The organism is Bradyrhizobium betae (genome assembly GCF_004123905.1).
In the GTDB taxonomy this organism is placed as follows: Bacteria; Pseudomonadota; Alphaproteobacteria; order Rhizobiales; family Xanthobacteraceae; genus Bradyrhizobium; species Bradyrhizobium betae_A.
On the sequence record NZ_MZXW01000031.1, the window covers coordinates 23,688 to 40,154 of the forward strand.

Sequence of the window (16,467 nt, forward strand, 5' to 3'; positions counted from 1 at the left end):
ACGCCGAAAGGCGGAGGCGGGCGCGCCAGCGGCAACCTACTGCTCTGGTCGGCCGCAGCGGGCCGTCGGCCCACTTGCGGGCGATCGGGTCGTCGTCGCAACTGGTGCACCGCAGCCCCTCCGGAGTTTCGCCGGAAACAGCCTTCATCGGCCTGCCGCACGCCGGGCACGCCTTCCGGATAGGACACTGCCATCCGATTTCCCCTGCGCTGGCCAGCCTACGTCCGCCGACATCGCGATCTCAATAGCGACTCGGAAAAATGCATGCGCGCGCCTGGTGCTTCTTGACTCCGATAGCCGGGGCTACTCAACTCTGAGCAGTGATGTTGTGGGGTGCGTCATGGAGCACGAGTTCTACCTGGGTCTCGCGCAGCGGGTCCGGATCATTGCCGAGAAGGCCGATCCGTTCACCCGCCGTCGGTTGCTGGATCTCGCCAAACGGTACGATGCCAAAGGAGGCTCGCGCCCCGCGCACTTGGTCGAGCGCCCGCTTCCGCTGCCGCGCACGACACCGCCGGCGCCGATCTTCTCCGGACCTGGCGAGGCCTGACGGCGCAACCAGCCTTGGTTCGCGATGTTCGCACCTAATCGGCGGGAGCCTTGAAATCGTACGAGATGCGTCCGGCCGGGAGATAGAACAGCGCGATCACCGCACCGCCCCTGACCTCCGGATAGTGCCTGCTGCCCGGATCGGGCGCCGTCCAGCCGGGTCCCTGCCAGCCCTGCAATCCCTTCAACTCCGCGCCCGCGTTCAAGGGTACCACAAGGTTGATCTCCCCATAGGGATGACCATGATACTGCCCGCGCAGCACGTCGTGGTCGTCCTCGTCCTTGAACCGGCGTGGAGCAGCGCTGTTCATGTAAACCGCCGTGAGGCTGAACTGGAACGTTTCGGCACTCGGCTCGAGGATGCGGCTGCGCCGGTAGTTCGGGCCGTCCACCTCCTGGTTCGCCGCCCAGCCCTCCTCGACCCCGATCTTGATCAGGCGGCACAGATCCTGATAGAGGGCGCTCCTTTCGCCGTACGTCTCGTTGAGCCAACGCTCCATATCGGCTCCGGGCGTCATATCCTTCACTTCGCGGAGAAAAGAAATGCTGCGCTGGATCAGTTCTTCTCGACTCGTCATGGCGATCTACTCCTGAATGTCTCTTACGCGTCCAATCCCAAGAACGTCGCGAACTCATCTACATTCGCCCGGGGCATCAATCGCTGCGCCTGACCTGCAGGCTTCCCGACCGAGATGCCGCATACCACCATCTGCTCCTCCGGAATCGAGAGCAGGGGGCGCAATATCCGGTGATATTTCGAAAACGTCTCCTGCGGACACGACTGAAGTCCGCGCCCCGCTGCCGCCAGCATCACGTTCTGCACGAACATGCCAAGGTCGAGCCAGCTTCCGGCTTCCAGCCGACGATCGATCGTCACTATCAGTCCCACGGGCGCTCCGAAGAACGTGTAATTCTTCACGGTCTGCCTGCTTCTTGCCTCGGCATCGGCCTGGTGGATCCCGAGCGACCCGTAGAACAGCCGCCCAAACTCCTGCCGCCGCTTGAGGTACCGATCAGGTAATTCGCTGGCGTAATATTTGTACTCCGAGACGTGCTCGTCGCGGCACGTTTCGTGCGCGTCCAGCAGCGCCGCCGAGACGCGGGCCTTGGCGGCGCCACCCAGCACGTAGACATGCCAGGGCTGAATGTTCGCACCGCTTGGCGCGAAGCGCGCGACGTGGAGGATCTGCTCGATCGTCCGTCGCGGGACCGGAGCATCGCAAAAGTCACGGCACGCGAACCGGCGGGTCATGATCTCGTCGACCGGGCTCTGCGCAGCGACGCACTCCTCGCTCGGTCCGATCACGGCTTCTTCAGGTCCGCACATCCTGGCTCGACTGGCGCTCATCTCGATTTGCTCCGCTCGAAGCAACGAAGGTCAGTTCGGCCAGGCCGAACCGAGGATGATCGAACAGAAGTTCTGGCGGACATAGGTCATGTCCTTCAGCGCAAGGACGTCGGCCTTGACGTTCCCGAACGTGGTCAACGGCTTCTTGACGATGCCTTTGGCGAAATGATCTATGATGTTCTCCTTGAAGTTCGTTTCGCGCGGATGATGGACGCAGACATGGTCACGCTGTTCATGCGTGAAGTCGTGATAGGCGATCCCGAGCACATCCATTTCGACGCCCGCGGTCACCAGCGCGATGGTGGGTCGCATATGCTCGGGAATACCTGGCGTGGTGTGGAGCGCGATGGCGGTCCAGACGTCCTCGATCTCACGCTCGGGCAGGCCGTAGCTTTTCATGAAATCACGAGCGGCATTGGCACCGTCGACCTCGAAGCGCAGGTCGGGACTGGAATACTTCTCCGTGAGGCCCATGTCGTGGAACATCGCGCCGAGGTAAAGAAGCTCCGGTTCGTACTTCAGGCCGTGGCGCTCGGCGGTGAGCGCGCCCCAAAGAAAGACGCGGCGACTGTGGTTGTAGAGTAGGTCGTCTTCGGTATCGCGCACGAGCTGCGTGGCGGCGCGGGCGATGGCACTGTCGGGCAGGCGGATGCCGGCGATGATCTCGGACATGGAGCGCTCTCCTTTTTTGCGTAGCGGGCTGGTTGCTTGTACCTATTTGCCAACGGGGCACCGCTCCGCACAAGGAAGGGCATCCCGCGGATCAGGACAGCCGCACGTCTTTTCCTGACATGAGGCTTTTGTGGGGAAAGCAGGATCGCGAGCGTTGCCTTGGCGGGGAGCGCGCGGTCTATTCCGGTGTCGCCCGCCGGAAGCTCGCGCGATATTGGATGGGGCTGACGCCAAGACGGGCGGTGAACACGATCCTCATCCGATCCGCCGAGCCGAACCCGCAGTCGAATGCAACTGCCTTCAGCGGCCGGTCGCTTCCCTCCAGCATCATGCGCGCCGCATCGATGCGGGCGCGCTCGATGAATTCGTGCGGCGTGATCCCGGTCGCCTGCACGAAATGCCGGGCCAGATTTCGGGCGCTCATCCCGACAACAGCGGCAAGGGACTCAAGCGAGTGGCGATCCCCGACGTTCGCCATCACATGGTCCTGGATACGGGCGATAGGCGATTCCGGATCGGCAGGCGCCGTGAGATAGGGGCTAAACTGAGACTGTCCGCCTTGGCGCTGGGCGACTACGACCAGCCGCTTGGCCACTTTGAGCGCCGTTTCCGCGCCGTGGCGCTGCCCGACTAGGGCCAAACCGAGATCTATTCCCGCAGTCACACCCGCCGCGGTGATCAGCCGCCCATCGCGGACATAGATCAAATCCGGTTCGACTTTTGCTCTCGGGAACCTGGCCGCCAGCGCCTGCGCATCCTGCCAATGGGTCGTGACACGCCGATCGTCCAGCAGACCGGCATAGCCAAGGACAAAAGCCCCGGTGCAGATCGATCCATAGAGGCTCGACCGCCACGGCAGCTCCTTGACCCACTGAAGCAAGTGCGGGTCGGGCTCCGTTTCAGGTGGGGTGGGCGTGCCGGCCACCAGAACAATGTCGAACCCACCCGTCGCCTCCTCAAGCGTTAGATCGGCAATAAGCCGTATGCCGTTCGAGGCGCGCAGCGGATTGTGGTGAGCAGCAACGAGTACGGGTTCATACCGGTCGGCACTGTCGAGAAATGTGTTCGCCTCGCTGAACACGTCCATCGGCCCGGCCACGTCCAAGGCCTGGACCCCCTCGTAGACGACGATCGCGACAGCTTGTACCGGCACCTTTGCTGCCTCTCCAGTCAGGCGCCTTATTATGCATGTCGTTCACACAGTGCAAAGGCCGGGCGGTGAATGGCAGGCGAACCGGTCGCGCCGCTATTTCGGTGTTGCGTCCTTATCGGGGATCGTCAATGCACCGTCCTTGGAATCGACCACGAAGACCGCGAGCAAGCTGGCTGGCTCGGTGTCGCTCGCGTTCTCGCTGATCCTGTGATGAGCACCTGGCGTTTCGTAAAAGCCCTCGCCTGCGTGATAGACCTGCGTAGGGTCATTGCCGACCTGGCTGCGGATGGCCCCGGACAGGACATAGGCATAGATAAATGCCGACGCTGCGTGGCGATGAGGCAGCGATTTGCTCCCGGGAGGATAACTCACCAGGACAGCGTCCATTCTCTTTCCTTCAACGTTCGGCAGTGCGTGCTCGAAGACGAGCTTAACTTGCTCCCGCTCCTGTGCGATCGCGGGCGAAGCTCCCAGAGCCATGACTGTTGCTACCAGCGAGAACAAGGCCATTCGCACGAACCCTACTCGTTGTTTGGCTACGATTCTTGAACGGTTTGACAGCGCAGTTATCAGATTGGTGAAAGCACTGATCGACATCTCGCACCTCCTCTTCTAATGAGCCCAGGGAGAGCAGGCGATCAAGTCGCAGGCGTTGGGGCTCTTGAACTCGGGCATGAAGCGTTCGCAGACCGCGGCGTTGACGGTGCCGTACGTACTCGCCGGCTTATGCGCAAAGCCGGCGAAATACTCCCGAACGAAGCCTTCCTTGAAATTCGTGCGGGGATATTTGGCGACGATCTCCTCGCGAAGCTCCGCGGGAAACTGGTCGAAGCCTACCCCGACGACATCGAGCAGAACACCTGAATTGAGGAGCGCGACCTCGGGACCCATGTACTTCGGAATGCCGGGGGTCGTGTGCAGCGCGATCGCCTCCCAGACCCTCTGCACCTGGTCTTCGGCAATGTTGTGGGCGCTCAGAAACTGTCGGGCGGCGTTCGCGCCATCGACCTCGAAGCGTTCGTCCGGGCTGGAGAAATTCTTGACGAGACCGAGATCGTGGAACGCGGCGGCCACGTAGAGAAGCTCAGAGTCGAAGCGCAGCTTTTTCTGACGACCCTGCTCCGCCGCAAACAGGTACACGCGGATCGAGTGATTGAAGAGCAGATCGGTGGAATGCTCGCGCAGGACGTCTGTCGCCTCTTTCGCCAGCAAGGAATCGGGAGTGACGAGGGCCGGGGCGGGAGTTCGGGGTGTCATTTTTTGTCCTTTCAACAAAAATCGATGGGCTTGGCTTGCGCATCCGGACGCGTGAGCGCAAGAGGAGGCGCGAGATCGGTCAGCCCGCTCCGACCGCGAGCACGATCTTTCCTTTTGGCCGGGGCCGCGCGCCCTCCAGCATCAAGTGAGCCTCACGCGCATCCGCGAGGGGCAAGACCACGCCGACGTTTGTTCGCAGTTCTCCAGCATCGACAAGGCGAGCGATTTCCGTCAGATACCGGCTCGTGACGTCGACCAAAAAGAAGGTGGCTTCCACACCGTGGTGTTTTGCGAGATCCTGATCCGGGCGGGACACTGCCGAGATCAGCTTGCCGCCTCGACGAAGGACCTGGAACGAGCGGCTTTGCGTTTCGCCGCCGACGAGATCGATGACGGCGTCCGCATCCCGCACTTCCTTCTCGACGCGCTGGCTCCGGTAGTCGATCACCGTGTTGGCGCCAAGGTTGCGCACGAAGGAAGCATCGGCCGTCGATACCGTTGCGACGATCTGCACACCCGCATGACGGGCCAATTGGACCGCGTAGGATCCCACGTTGCCAGCCGCCCCGTGAATGACCACCGTTTGGCCCGCTCTGAGTTGCGCGTGGTCGAACAGCGCCTGCCATGCGGTGACGGCAATGACGGGAACGGAGGCGGCTTCGGCGTGACTTAGCGAGTTCGGCTTGCCTGAGACCATCTCCGCGGAAGCCAACGCGTACTCGGCGTAGCTCCCGACGAACCGCGGATTCGTAACACCGTAGACCTGCTCTCCCGCACGTCCTTGCGAGACTCCGGGCCCAACGGCGACGATTTCACCTGAAAGGTCCGAGCCCAGAGTGAGCGGGAGCGGCTGCGGCAATGCGCTCTTTCCGGCTCTGATCCAGCCGTCCCATGGTCCTACTCCGGCAGCTGCAACTTTGACCAGGACCTCGCCGGGCCCGGGCTCCGGACGGGAGAGGGCCTCGAACTGCATGACCTGCGGCGGCCCAAACTCATGTACGCGCCACGCCATCATCGTCGATCCGGTCCGCGCTTCCGTAACTTGAGTAACCGTGCTGCTCGAGGCCATCTCACTCTCCTTGCGCTCAGCTCGTCGCGAGTAGCGCCGACCACTCTCGGGAGCCTTGCTGCGGTTTTCCCGGTCGTCTCCTCGGCCCGGGCGGGATTGCCCGTATGTCGCCATGGAGCCCTGCGTTGGACAACGGACAAGATCCTACGGATCAGGACAGCCGAACGTCCTTTTCTGACAAACGGCCGCCGGAGAGTTCGCCGCAAGAGGTTTCAGACACGCTGGGCTCCGAGATCGCTGGAGAGGCGGCCCGATGTGGAGGACCGATCAGGGCACGCCAGGCGAGCAAGACCGGGTGGCAAGACAACTCGGACCTTCGCAGGAGCGCCGCGCCTCCAGGAACTCACCCCGCAACAGTTTGGAATTGCACGACACTCCCGAAAAGGCCGTGAATTGCCTGTCTTTCGGATACCTCCCGGCCGGCGCCCCCGGTATCGTGGGCTTCCGGTCAATCGGTAGGGACACCACGAGAAGAGATGTTTCAAAACCCATCGGATCTGGCGGCGATGGCCGAGGCCTTGAGCCGGTCGGCGGATTACCGGGTGCTGCGGCGTCTCGTGCCGCGGCCGACGTCCATGGCGGCCCCGGGACAGGAGACCCGGACGGGCATCCTGCTGGACACCGAGACAACCGGCCTCGATCACGCCAGCGACGAGATCATCGAGCTCGGCCTGGTCAAATTCGACTACACGCCCGACGGCCGCATCGCCGGCGTCCGCGACACGTTTTCGGCCTTCAACGAGCCGTCCGCGCCGATCCCGCCCGAGGTGACGGCACTGACTGGCATCACCAACGAGATGGTCGCTGGCCATAGAATCGACGAGGCCGCCGTGAACGCCTTCGTCGAAAGTGCCGTCATCCATCGCCCACAACAGCGGCTTCGACAGAAAATTCGTCGAGCGCTACTGGCCCGTGTTCGAGCACAAGGCTTGGGGCTGCAGCATGAGGGAGATCGACTGGCGCAACCGAGACGACTAGGGGCGTAGCGCCCCTTCCAAGGGCATGCGGAACGTGAACCTTGTCTCCGCTTCGGACGAAGCGACGTCGATCGAACCACCGTGAGCCTTGGCAATCTCGGCTGCGATGTAGAGGCCTAGCCCGAGTCCTTGGGCCGGTCCGTGTGCCTTTCCTCGGTAGAACGGCTGAAACAGGCGTTTGCGGGCCTCCTCCGGAATGGCCGCGCCCGCGTTGGCCACCGAGAGTTCAAACATTTCTGCCTTGGCGCTCGCTTCGACACGCACGGGTAGGTCCGGTGCCCCGTGACTGATCGCATTACCGAGCAGGTTGGAGAACAACTGCGCGACGCGCGCTGGATCGCAGAACACGGGGGTTTCGAGCTCAAAATGGGTTTCGATGCCCCGCTCGGGGTGCGCGGCGCTCAGTTCTGCGACAACCTGGTCGAGAACGGGTTCGATGGCGGTGATGGCCTTCGACACGGAGATGCCTCCCCCAAGCCGACCTCGAGCCAAATCCATAACGCTTTCGATCATCTTGGCCATGCGACCCACGCTGCTCTGCATCATGGCCTCTAGCCGCAGCGCGTCCTCCGGCGTCTTGGTCTTGAGCATCAGCCGTGCGCCAGCCGCGATCGATGCGAGCGGATTGCGCAAGTCATGACCGAGGACGGCGATGAACTGCTCGCGCAGTTCGGCGTTTTCGCGCTCCTGTCGCAGGCGCTCCTCTAGTGCGGTCTTGAGCTCGTCGCTTTCCTTGCGGGCGTCGATCAGCCCGCGCTCATAGCGGCGCCGGTCCGTGGCCCGCATGATCGTCAGGCGCGTGAACAGGAGCGCGTCCGCGTCGGTCCGCCGCTCACGCGCGTTGGCGATCGCCGGCAGCCGCGTTCCGGTTTTGGTCAGGAGATCGATCGCGAACTCGTCGAAGAAGCCCTGCATGCGCAGCAGCGGCGCGACATGGGTCTCCAGGAATATGCGCCCCGCCATGTTGAGCAGGTCGCTGAGCCGCATGCCGGGAAGGTCATCGGGCGGGTAGCCTATCCAGTCCGCAAGGGTCCGATTGGCCCGGTCGATACGGCCGTCAGGACGAACGGACAGGTAGCCGCAGGGTGCGTTTTCGTAGAGGTCTTCGAAATCGCTGTCGGCAGGATGATTGTTGTTCACTCAGACGAAATCTCGAATTGCGGCGACGACTTCGTCAGGCGCGCTCAGGTTGGGACAATGGCCGGTCGCCTTCAGCACGACCATTTTGCTGTTTGGGATGTTGCGTTGGACGTACGCACCCACCTGTTGTCCGGCGATGATGTCTTCGCTGCACTGGAGAATCAGCGTGCGCGCTTTGACCTTGGCCAGGTCGGCACGGTTGTCGGACAGGAACGTGACGCGGGCGAACTCCTTAGCGATGGCGGGGTCTGTACGGCAGAAGCTGTTGGTCAGTTCCTCGCCAAGTTCGGGCCGCTCCGGGTTGCCCATGATGGCAGGCGCCATCTGCGCCGACCACCCCATGTGGTTCTCCTCCAGAAACGAAAGAAGCTCTTCGATCTGCTGGGCGCTGAAGCCACCGACGTAGTCGCCATCGTCGATGTAGCGCGCCGAAGGCCCCACCAGCACCAGGCGCTCGAAGAGTGTCGGATCCTTGATCGCGGCAAGCACTCCGATCATCGCGCTGACGGAATGCCCCACGAATACGGCGTCCTTCAGGCGCAGCGAGCGTCCGATCTCGACGACGTCGTCGGCATAGCCGGACAGCGTCGAATACTTCCCACGGTCGTAAGCGGTGAGGTCCGAACGGCCGGCCCCGACGTGGTCGAACAGCACCGTAGCGAAATCCGCCTCAAACGCCGGCGCCACGAAGCGCCACATGTTCTGGTCGCACCCAAAGCCGTGGGCGAACATCATGGCCCGCTCACCGCGCCCCCGGACCTGCACGTTGTTGCGGAATTCAACGGACACCTAGACCACCCTTTGCGTGTGAAGCACGCCTTGTTGTTTCGCAAGGCACCTTAGGCGCAAAATAGGCCGCGGCGCATGGTTTTTCTACGACTGGAACGACCCCGAACGGGTGAGGAGACCTGATATCGCCTCCACCAATTCCGCGGGCGCAAAAGGCTTAGCCAAGAGGAGGCTTTGCGGCACGCCATTGGCGGCCCAGCGATGCGCGCTGTCGCCTGACACGTAAAGGATCACGCAACTTGGATCGTTCGCCCGCGCGATACGGGCGAGTTCCCACCCGTCCATCCTGGCGCGGCCTAGATTGATGTCGGTGACGAGCGCTCGCGGCAGGGGATCTCCGTTGAGCAGATCGGTGGCCTCTTCGCCGGAAGCGGCGCTTACGACACCGTAACCCGCCTCGACCAGCGTCTCTTCTAGCATCTCACGAAGGAGATCTTCATCTTCGACCAGAAGGATTGTCGATCGTTCTGAAGCGTCTTGGGAGTTGCTTAGGTGCATCTCGCATCTTTCATCAAAATGGCACCAGCAAGTCCAAGTGCAAACCGTGTCACCTGTCCTAACGTAGCAAAGGGCGAAGCGTTCACTTTAGGGCCGGCCAGACCAAGCGCGGAAAGGGCCCACGGCACAGGTAGACGAGCCCGAGCCTCCGCATTCTCAGACCCGGCTAACCGGCAGGATCAGCCCGCGGTCCGAAGGATCCGTGTCGGCAGCCGGAGTCGTCCCGGCCTAACGCTCCGTCGACCGGCCACGCCCGGGGACGGCTTCCAAGGGAGCGCGAACGCCGCAAGGACGAGCCAGATGTCTGACGTGACCTACTATGTCGCTCTCCGTTCGTTTTCTCCGACGACGGCGTGGCCGCCGGGGAGGCAACGGAGTGCTTCAGCGCCAACGCCGCCGTCATGCGGGCCGAGGCGATGTCCCGCAAGGCCGGGCACGCCGGCGCAGTCGTTCCGCGGATCCGGTGGCGACCTACTTGCCCTTGAGGGACAGGCTGATCCGGGTGACGACGTCGTCCCAGGCGTGCTCTTCTTCGGCGGGATAGTTGATCAGCACGCAATGGACTAGCTGCGCCGAGAAGTTGCAGCGGTCGTACCAGACCTTGTCGCCCTTGTAGCTGGAAACCGCGAAGAAGCGCGGTGTCACGCGCTTGTACTGGACATCCTGGCGCGTGTAGTTTCGCAGCCCGAGGTCCAGACTCTTCCGGGCCGTCGACTGCTTGACGACGTCCCCGTGCCGTTCGAGCTGATTGCGGATGGCCGTGCGAATGGGGATGGCTAATAGATGGCATATGGAGGGGTGATGCAGGACTTTAAGAGGCAAAGGAGCTGGCGCCGATCGCGCTCGGTAAGCTCAGCTTGGGTGCGGACTGCGTGCCTGATGCGCGGCACCCGGTTTCGGCACCGGAGCGCGAAGCTGAGGAGCCTCCGGATCGATGCCGAAACTACCGGGGTCGCCACTAAGGAGAGGCTATGATTGATCGAGCAGACCGTCGCGGCTCCGTCTTACCGCGACCCCCTCGAACTCGACCTACATCCCCGAAAGCACCGTGAATCGCTCGATTCTGAAGTACCTAGCGGCGCAAATTTATGCGACACGGGACTGGCCGGATCGCAACACCTCGAAGTCCCGATGCTGCAAACTCCGATGGATCTGACTGCAATGGCCGAGGCTTTGAGCCGGTCGGCCGACTACCGGGTGCTGCGGCGCCTCGTGCCGCGGGCCGCCTGCCAGCCGACGATCGGGCAGGATTGCAGGACCGGGATCCTGCTGGATACCGAGACGACGGGTCTCGACTACGCCAAAGACGAGATCATCGAGCTCGGGATGGTCAAGTTCGACTACACGCCGGACGGGCGGATCGTCGGCGTCAGAGACACGTTCTCCGCTCTAGATAGCGCGGCGGCTTCTGCCGGCCACCAGTCCGTAGACGAACAGCACGATGATGGCGCCGACGACGGCTCCGATCAGCCCTGCGCCTTCCCCAGGTCGGTACCAGCCAAGAGCCTGGCCAAGGTAGGTCGCCACGAATGCCCCCACGATTCCGAGGATCGTGGTCAGGATGAAACCGGACGGCTCGTTGTCACCGGGCATGATAAACCTCGCAATCACGCCTGCGACAAAGCCGATGATGACCGTCCAAATTATGCCCATGTCTTTTCCTCCCGCGGTGCGTTGGTTTACCCCACCGCCGAAGCGGGAAGACGGCCATCGGGCGTATATCTGTCCACGGCAGCCGGCAGCTCGCGGGACAATCGGTCGAGAATCTCCCGCTGCGACAGCCCGGTCTGCTGCTCCAGTTTCTGCAGGACGTCCGGACCAATGGCCTGCTGGAGTTCGGGCGGGGTGACCTCCCGGTTCGGTCCCTGATTGATCCAGGACTGCGCGGCATCGCCGTGACCGTTTTGCTTGAAGTGCTCGAGCAACTCGCCGATTCCGCCATTGAGCAGCGAGCCCACGCCACCGCCGCCCATCAAGCCCCCAAGATTGCCGAGCATACCGCTGAGAGAATCCTTGCCACCGCTCCCCTGTTGACCGGCGGTAGCGTTGCGGAACATGTCCGCCAACTTGTCGCGATTTTGGTAGCCCGCAATCGCGAGCATGCCCAAAAGGGCAGTCATCGATGGCATTCCGCGGCTCATAGTTCGACTCCTGATTTCCAACGGGAATAGTAGTGCGCAAGAAGTCGGCCTCATGGGCCGCCGACCCTCACAATTGCTTGGCCTTTTCCTTGGCGGCCCGAGTGGCATCCGTTCCCACCTGCTTTACCCGATCGACTGCCTCAGCTCCCATGTCGCTCGCCTCGGCCACGAGCGTATCGGCAGCTTCGCGCAGCGCATTAGACACGGCGGATCCGCGCCTGCCCAGATCATCCTTCACTTCGTCGCTGACCCCGCCGATGTAGTCGTCTTCTAGCTGAGACGTTCGAAAGGAGCTCGCAAGTGCTGCGCCGATCGCCAAGCCAACGGCGCCAATGACCAGGGGCTGTCTCTCCATGAGATCGCCGAGTGAAGACTGAGCTTTCGCCAAAGTGTCTTCTGTTGGTAGAGGATTGCCCATCTTAGCGAACTGTTCGCGAGCGTAGGCTACGCCTTCGTCGAAACGGTCGCGGACGCTGTCCGCCGCATCAGACATCGAGCCGGCTGCAGTTTCGGCAGCAGCGTGTATCGTCCCGCGTGCGCCGCTTCCTTCATGATCCATCTCCGGGGCGGTCGGAGGCGCTGCGGTCCGCTGCAAGCCCGACGCTGTAGCCCGCAGATTGTTCGCACCGCTGTCGACGACGTCTGATGCGACGTTGGCGGCGGATCGCGCAGCACCCTTCAACTTCTCGTCACCGACCAGCAGCCAGAGGGCTCCGCCCCCGATTAGCGCGGCGGAAAGCGGGTTCTCTCGGGCTGCAGCAAGGAGGTTATCAAAAAAGCCGGTTTGCGGGCCGCTCATCGCACCATTCCCTTCACAGTGTCTTTGTCCTTTTCAAGCTGCCTTATGGTCTCCTGCGGTGTCAGGCTGCGCGCGTCCAGCCGCTTGATGCCCACGGCAAACAGAGCGCCCGATATCGCAGCGGCGACAATCGCGGAAGTCAGGTAGGCCAATGTTGGCGACCACCCGGCGCTGATCAACGCGGATGACAAGGCGAACAACGCCATGACTATGGCGGGGATGACAAGGACTGCGCCCCCGGCCAAAAGTCCAAATGCTTTGCCGAGCCTTTGCGCCTTTTCGCCAAGTTCGGCCTTCGCAAGGTCGACCTCATTCTGGAAAAGCTTCGCCACCTGAGCCATTGCATCGCCGACAAGGCCCGAAATGTTGCGAAGATCGCTTTTCCCCGTTTCGATATCGTGTTCGATGCTCATGATGCGCTACCGTCCCCCGAAGGTGGCTTCTGCTGCTGTCCGGTAGTTGATCCCGTAGACGTCTGGCTACCGAAGTCCTTGCTCGCATAGGCGGCTCGGCCCCCGGATGAGCCAGCTTCCGCCGCTGTCGCCGAGCCCGTCCGCTGCGCGGTCGAAGAGCCTCCTGACGCCTTCAGAAAGCGTACGGCGGCGAACCCAGCCAAGACAGACAGGCCGAGAAATGCCGCGGGTTGTCGCTTCGCAAAATCGGTCGCACCGTCGACGAGGTCGCGAAAGCTGCCGTCGCGAACCTTTGCGGCCGCGTCTTCCACATAGTCGGCGGCTGAATTTATGCCGCGTGCGGCAAATGGCACGTCAGTTTCGAATGCGCCGGCGGCCTGGCGGAAGTTGCCGGCCAGGCGCTCGATGAAATCGGCGCCGGTCTGCTGCTGTTCTCGTGCCCGTTCTTGGATCTGGTCGACGGTGCCGCTGGCGACGTTCTTGGCTGCATCGGTGGCTTCGCTGAACTTGTCACGTGCCATGTCCGCCGATGCCTGCAGGGCCTCTCCGGCGCGCTGCTTCATCTCGGCCCCTGCATCGCCGATCTGATCCTTCAGACCGATGGAGGAGTTACCTTGGTTGAAGTTGGTTGGCTTGATCACGTCTGAATCGCTCATGTTATGTCTCTCAGGTGCTCGAATTTCGGGAGGGGCTGAACGCCGCGTCGACAACTTCTGTGGCCGCTTCCTTGAGGTTGTCGGCCAGATTCCGGGTCATACGGCTCGCGTGCCGCCCGAGATCGGCTTCACTCACGCTTCTTGTCGCGGCATCGGCGGCGGACAACGTCGCATCCTTGGCCGCCTCGAAACCGGATTGAGCCGCTTCGCCTGCAGCCCGCTTCAGGCTGTCGCTGGCCGAGCCCGCCGTCCGGTCTTCGAACTTCGTTTCCGGAAGGGCCGCCGCGATTATTGCGCCGATGGCGATGCCGAGTCCTCCGATCAACGCGGCATTGTCACCGATGATCTGACGCGCTTGTTCTGGAGCGGCGTTCGCCGAATCCTTGATGGCGTCCATCCCTCTGGTGATGTTGTCACCGATCGCCCCTGCGGCCTCCGTTGCTCGAGCCTTCAGGTCGTCGGCCGATGTCTTGGCCGCATCCATCGCATCGTTGACCGCACCAGCGGCCTGCCCTTGGGACTCGGAGAGTTTCGCCTGGGCCCCACTTCTCGCTTCCTGCACTCTCTCGGCAGTTTGATCGATAAACCGACTGGCTCCATCCATCACGGGTGACACCGCGCCAGCAGCCTGATCGCGCACGCTCTTGGAGGTAAGAGCGAGGCCTGCAGCGATCATGAGAAGCGGTAGGGGCACCCCTCGCGCCAATCGCAGCAGCGGTACAGCCACTGCGGTACCCGCGGCGACCGCGCGCATCGGGTTATCCATCACCTGCTGTTTGAGCCCTTTGACCCAGCCTTGTGCTTTGTCGCTCACATAGTCCGACACTTCCGATTTGACGTGCCGAGGCGTGACCATGTGCCGCAGATCCCGCGTCGTGTCGGATATCCCCTGCTTCAGACGGTCGACCGTGGCCGCCAACTCCACCCGGTTACGCTCGGACTCGCGTCGTAGCTCCTCCACCGATCGTGTCATGTTCATCCTCTTGGGCTTATTTTTTGTTTCTGCTTCGAGGACGAACTCGCCTTTGGTTGGATCGTTCCTAGTTGCTCGTCCAGCGCTCTCGCATCAAGAACGCTCGAAAACACAACGGAGGACAATAACGCGGGGGTTTCCAAATCTTGCTGAGCGAGGATGCCGCTGCCGTGAACTCGCCGCTGCGTTGAAGCAAACCGGAATTACTCGATTGCACACTCCCATCTGGCCGCTGCGTTGGCGCTGTCTCGCGACCTGGACTAGGCGCGCGTGTTCAAGGCGAGCCTCGGCGGGGCGACCAACATGCTTCGGAGGGTGCGATGGACTGCGGCTCCCTGGTGGCGGCGGCCGATCGCGCGCTCTACGCCGCCAAGGACAGCGGTCGCGATCAGCTCGTCATGTCGGGACAGGTGGCCGCCTGGGCCGGCGCCACGAGCGCCTGAGCCAGCCTCCGTCATTGCGGGCGACCGACGAGGAACTCATTCTCCGCGGTGCAATTGAATTTCGCGGAGGAACTCGATGGCCAAGATCCCGAAGTCGGATACCCCGCCTGTATATAACGGCGGATGGAGTCTGGCGGCAGCGCTGGGCCTTCTCACCGTAGCGTTCATATGGGATCGCCTTGCCCTGGCCGACAACAACGTGGACCCGCCGCGCGACAAAGACGAAGCATTTCCTGAGAAGGGGGAGGACGATCGGGACACCTCCGCCGCCGCAGTCGCGGCGGAAGGCAAGGAGCGCGGCCGGCTCGCTTCCGCGCCCTCCGAGATTCCGGCGCGCGGGTGGAGGGACATCCTGCTGCGGGTCTACGGCAACATCTCCGAGCACCGCGTCCTCGCCCTCGCCGCCGGCATGACCTATTACAGCCTACTCGCCATCTTTCCGGCGCTGGCGGCACTCGTCGCGGTCTACGGCCTCTTCTCGGATCCTTCAATTTGACGTCTGCTGCAGGCGGCACAGGCAATTGCGCCGCAGCCGTCGCAAGTTCGCCGTAGCTCAGATGCTTCGAGCCTGATGCATCGAACACGACGCCATCCTCGGCTCGGCAAGCCGCTGGGTCGATATTCCAGCGCTTTGCGGCTGCCGCGATCAGCAGATTACGACCCACTGCCCCTGCCTGACGTAGTGGTGTCCAGAAGGCACGGATAGAGGCGGAACCACCTGTGTTTTGAATACCTATGATCGAGCTGACGTAAAGCGCATGATTTGGCGGCGCATGCTGAACCTGAATCTGGTCAAGCTTCACTTCCAGTTCTTCAGCGAGAAGTATCGAGAGCGACGTGTAAACGCCCTGTCCCATCTCGACCATCGGAATAACCAGGGTCACGGCGCCGGTCGGGAAGATGTGTCGCGTGCTCGCTTTTTAGCCCGTCGAGCTGACAGGAGGCGCGGGGCTACTTCTTCAGCAGTATCCCCATCGCTCTTGCCATTCGCCTCACCGATCCGGCGTGACGGCCCAGTTCGGCTGCTATCTTTGATACGCCAGCTCCTGCCCGGGCCAGCTTGAACAACTGCTGGACCTCGCGCTCGGCCCATTGCTTTGGCTTCGGTGCTTTCATGGTGCGGCGCTCAAAACCTGCCGACTAGCTTAACCAATGCGCCTGGTTGCCAGCACTTGGGAAATTTACGGGTGGTGCCTGCCCACCACGAGGCTCAGCGGTACGGTGGCCGTGGCGCTCGCGAGATGGGCGTGCGCGGCGTCCCGATTATTGCGCGAACTCTATTGGGGATCGGATCGGCGCACGGATAGTTGGCGTCGTGAGTGTAGGTAGGTCCGTTATCAAGGGTGGATCAGACCTGCCGTATGCGAGCGCCGGAGCGCCGCTTTTGACCCGGAGCAGAAGTCGCAGACCAAGACGGTCCGAACCCTGACCGGACACCAGCCTACGAATCCGGGGATCAGAGTTCGAATCTCTTGGGCGCGCCACTGCATCGTTCGACGGGTCACATCAGCTGGTAGATGCAGCATACGTATCCTGCGATGACGGTGACAGGTTTGGGCATTGCGGACACCTCACCAGTAAGCGTCCGAG

General features: G+C 62.5%; 19 protein-coding genes and 4 pseudogenes. 4 read left to right on the forward strand and 19 right to left on the reverse strand.

The window, feature by feature from the left end; translation table 11 throughout:
- Nucleotides 1-340 precede the first annotated feature (340 nt).
- Nucleotides 341-550 carry a hypothetical protein gene (locus B5V03_RS23975; RefSeq protein ID WP_129272854.1) on the forward strand — a complete coding sequence of 70 codons (210 nt, stop codon included), beginning with the start codon at nt 341-343 and terminating at the stop codon, nt 548-550.
- 34 nt (nt 551-584) lie between these two features.
- Here the strand turns inward: B5V03_RS23975 and B5V03_RS23980 are convergent, their stop codons facing one another.
- The 7 genes from B5V03_RS23980 to B5V03_RS24010 all read right to left on the reverse strand — a co-directional run bounded on the left by B5V03_RS23980 (nt 585) and on the right by B5V03_RS24010 (nt 6,048).
- Nucleotides 585-1,127, reverse strand: coding sequence for a DUF4863 family protein (locus B5V03_RS23980; RefSeq protein WP_129272855.1), 543 nt, complete (start codon nt 1,125-1,127; stop codon nt 585-587).
- A 23-nt stretch (nt 1,128-1,150) separates the two neighbouring features.
- Nucleotides 1,151-1,801 carry a nitroreductase gene (locus B5V03_RS23985; RefSeq protein ID WP_245502318.1) on the reverse strand — a complete coding sequence of 217 codons (651 nt, stop codon included), beginning with the start codon at nt 1,799-1,801 and terminating at the stop codon, nt 1,151-1,153.
- Between the two features lie 126 nt (nt 1,802-1,927).
- The gene (locus B5V03_RS23990; protein ID WP_129272856.1) at nt 1,928-2,569 is read right to left on the reverse strand and encodes an HD domain-containing protein; all 642 of its coding nucleotides are present in this window, start codon (nt 2,567-2,569) and stop codon (nt 1,928-1,930) included.
- A 178-nt stretch (nt 2,570-2,747) separates the two neighbouring features.
- Nucleotides 2,748-3,722 carry a GlxA family transcriptional regulator gene (locus tag B5V03_RS23995; RefSeq protein WP_129272857.1) on the reverse strand — a complete coding sequence of 325 codons (975 nt, stop codon included), beginning with the start codon at nt 3,720-3,722 and terminating at the stop codon, nt 2,748-2,750.
- A 93-nt stretch (nt 3,723-3,815) separates the two neighbouring features.
- Entirely contained in the window at nt 3,816-4,202 is a 387-nt protein-coding gene (locus tag B5V03_RS24000; RefSeq protein WP_245502322.1) for a cupin domain-containing protein, read from the reverse strand.
- 132 nt (nt 4,203-4,334) lie between these two features.
- Nucleotides 4,335-4,979, reverse strand: a complete 645-nt coding sequence (locus tag B5V03_RS24005; protein ID WP_129272881.1) for an HD domain-containing protein — start codon at nt 4,977-4,979, stop codon at nt 4,335-4,337.
- Nucleotides 4,980-5,058: 79 nt separating this feature from the next.
- Nucleotides 5,059-6,048: an NADP-dependent oxidoreductase gene (locus tag B5V03_RS24010; RefSeq protein WP_129272858.1), complete on the reverse strand. Its 990-nt coding sequence runs from the start codon at nt 6,046-6,048 to the stop codon at nt 5,059-5,061.
- A 476-nt stretch (nt 6,049-6,524) separates the two neighbouring features.
- Here B5V03_RS24010 and B5V03_RS24015 point away from each other — a divergent pair.
- Nucleotides 6,525-7,011 (forward strand): annotated as a pseudogene (locus B5V03_RS24015) (3'-5' exonuclease); the annotation flags it as partial.
- A gap of 11 nt (nt 7,012-7,022) precedes the next feature.
- On the opposite strand, the gene B5V03_RS24020 reads toward B5V03_RS24015, so the two are convergent.
- The 11 genes and pseudogenes from B5V03_RS24020 to B5V03_RS24070 all read right to left on the reverse strand — a co-directional run bounded on the left by B5V03_RS24020 (nt 7,023) and on the right by B5V03_RS24070 (nt 14,434).
- On the reverse strand, nt 7,023-8,165 hold the full coding sequence (locus B5V03_RS24020) for a PAS domain-containing sensor histidine kinase (RefSeq protein ID WP_129272859.1): 1,143 nt from the start codon (nt 8,163-8,165) through the stop codon (nt 7,023-7,025).
- Nucleotides 8,166-8,954 carry an alpha/beta fold hydrolase gene (locus B5V03_RS24025; RefSeq protein ID WP_129272860.1) on the reverse strand — a complete coding sequence of 263 codons (789 nt, stop codon included), beginning with the start codon at nt 8,952-8,954 and terminating at the stop codon, nt 8,166-8,168.
- Nucleotides 8,955-9,038: 84 nt separating this feature from the next.
- Nucleotides 9,039-9,452, reverse strand: coding sequence for a response regulator (locus B5V03_RS24030; RefSeq protein WP_129272861.1), 414 nt, complete (start codon nt 9,450-9,452; stop codon nt 9,039-9,041).
- A 471-nt stretch (nt 9,453-9,923) separates the two neighbouring features.
- Nucleotides 9,924-10,097: a hypothetical protein gene (locus B5V03_RS42055; RefSeq protein WP_245502323.1), complete on the reverse strand. Its 174-nt coding sequence runs from the start codon at nt 10,095-10,097 to the stop codon at nt 9,924-9,926.
- Nucleotides 10,098-10,220, reverse strand: a pseudogene (locus tag B5V03_RS42060) (CopG family transcriptional regulator); the annotation flags it as partial.
- Between the two features lie 621 nt (nt 10,221-10,841).
- Nucleotides 10,842-11,105, reverse strand: coding sequence for a GlsB/YeaQ/YmgE family stress response membrane protein (locus B5V03_RS24045; RefSeq protein ID WP_129272862.1), 264 nt, complete (start codon nt 11,103-11,105; stop codon nt 10,842-10,844).
- 26 nt (nt 11,106-11,131) lie between these two features.
- The gene (locus tag B5V03_RS24050; protein ID WP_129272863.1) at nt 11,132-11,593 is read right to left on the reverse strand and encodes a YidB family protein; all 462 of its coding nucleotides are present in this window, start codon (nt 11,591-11,593) and stop codon (nt 11,132-11,134) included.
- 67 nt (nt 11,594-11,660) lie between these two features.
- On the reverse strand, nt 11,661-12,392 hold the full coding sequence (locus B5V03_RS24055) for a hypothetical protein (RefSeq protein ID WP_129272864.1): 732 nt from the start codon (nt 12,390-12,392) through the stop codon (nt 11,661-11,663).
- A complete protein-coding gene (locus tag B5V03_RS24060) occupies nt 12,389-12,805 on the reverse strand; it encodes a phage holin family protein (RefSeq protein ID WP_129272865.1) in 417 nt (138 codons plus the stop codon). The genes B5V03_RS24055 and B5V03_RS24060 overlap by 4 nt, the downstream gene beginning before the upstream one ends.
- Nucleotides 12,802-13,461: a hypothetical protein gene (locus tag B5V03_RS24065; RefSeq protein ID WP_129272866.1), complete on the reverse strand. Its 660-nt coding sequence runs from the start codon at nt 13,459-13,461 to the stop codon at nt 12,802-12,804. Before B5V03_RS24065 ends, B5V03_RS24060 begins: the two co-directional genes overlap by 4 nt.
- A gap of 10 nt (nt 13,462-13,471) precedes the next feature.
- Complete coding sequence (locus tag B5V03_RS24070; RefSeq protein WP_164988242.1) at nt 13,472-14,434, reverse strand: DUF3618 domain-containing protein; 963 nt, start codon at nt 14,432-14,434, stop codon at nt 13,472-13,474.
- A 320-nt stretch (nt 14,435-14,754) separates the two neighbouring features.
- On the opposite strand from B5V03_RS24070, the gene B5V03_RS42770 reads away from it, so the two are divergent.
- On the forward strand, nt 14,755-14,877 hold the full coding sequence (locus B5V03_RS42770; protein ID WP_283811545.1) for a hypothetical protein: 123 nt from the start codon (nt 14,755-14,757) through the stop codon (nt 14,875-14,877).
- A 76-nt stretch (nt 14,878-14,953) separates the two neighbouring features.
- Nucleotides 14,954-15,367 (forward strand): annotated as a pseudogene (locus B5V03_RS42450) (hypothetical protein); the annotation flags it as partial.
- A gap of 43 nt (nt 15,368-15,410) precedes the next feature.
- On the opposite strand, the pseudogene B5V03_RS24080 reads toward B5V03_RS42450, so the two are convergent.
- Nucleotides 15,411-15,779: pseudogene (locus tag B5V03_RS24080) on the reverse strand (molybdopterin cofactor-binding domain-containing protein); the annotation flags it as partial.
- Nucleotides 15,780-16,467: the final 688 nt, after the last annotated feature.

Excerpts from the sequence above, each read along its gene's own strand:
- B5V03_RS24010 (WP_129272858.1), bottom strand. The coding sequence starts at position 6,048 with ATGGCCTCGAGCAGCACGGTTACTCAAGTTACGGAAGCGCGGACCGGA.
- B5V03_RS42770 (WP_283811545.1), top strand. The coding sequence starts at position 14,755 with ATGGACTGCGGCTCCCTGGTGGCGGCGGCCGATCGCGCGCTCTACGCC.
- B5V03_RS23975 (WP_129272854.1), top strand. The coding sequence starts at position 341 with ATGGAGCACGAGTTCTACCTGGGTCTCGCGCAGCGGGTCCGGATCATT.
- B5V03_RS24045 (WP_129272862.1), bottom strand. The coding sequence starts at position 11,105 with ATGGGCATAATTTGGACGGTCATCATCGGCTTTGTCGCAGGCGTGATT.
- B5V03_RS24000 (WP_245502322.1), bottom strand. The coding sequence starts at position 4,202 with ATGGCTCTGGGAGCTTCGCCCGCGATCGCACAGGAGCGGGAGCAAGTT.
- B5V03_RS24065 (WP_129272866.1), bottom strand. The coding sequence starts at position 13,461 with ATGAGCGATTCAGACGTGATCAAGCCAACCAACTTCAACCAAGGTAAC.
- B5V03_RS23990 (WP_129272856.1), bottom strand. The coding sequence starts at position 2,569 with ATGTCCGAGATCATCGCCGGCATCCGCCTGCCCGACAGTGCCATCGCC.
- B5V03_RS23985 (WP_245502318.1), bottom strand. The coding sequence starts at position 1,801 with ATGACCCGCCGGTTCGCGTGCCGTGACTTTTGCGATGCTCCGGTCCCG.
- B5V03_RS24060 (WP_129272865.1), bottom strand. The coding sequence starts at position 12,805 with ATGAGCATCGAACACGATATCGAAACGGGGAAAAGCGATCTTCGCAAC.
- B5V03_RS24030 (WP_129272861.1), bottom strand. The coding sequence starts at position 9,452 with ATGCACCTAAGCAACTCCCAAGACGCTTCAGAACGATCGACAATCCTT.
- B5V03_RS24005 (WP_129272881.1), bottom strand. The coding sequence starts at position 4,979 with ATGACACCCCGAACTCCCGCCCCGGCCCTCGTCACTCCCGATTCCTTG.
- B5V03_RS24055 (WP_129272864.1), bottom strand. The coding sequence starts at position 12,392 with ATGAGCGGCCCGCAAACCGGCTTTTTTGATAACCTCCTTGCTGCAGCC.
- B5V03_RS24050 (WP_129272863.1), bottom strand. The coding sequence starts at position 11,593 with ATGAGCCGCGGAATGCCATCGATGACTGCCCTTTTGGGCATGCTCGCG.
- B5V03_RS24070 (WP_164988242.1), bottom strand. The coding sequence starts at position 14,434 with ATGACACGATCGGTGGAGGAGCTACGACGCGAGTCCGAGCGTAACCGG.
- B5V03_RS23980 (WP_129272855.1), bottom strand. The coding sequence starts at position 1,127 with ATGACGAGTCGAGAAGAACTGATCCAGCGCAGCATTTCTTTTCTCCGC.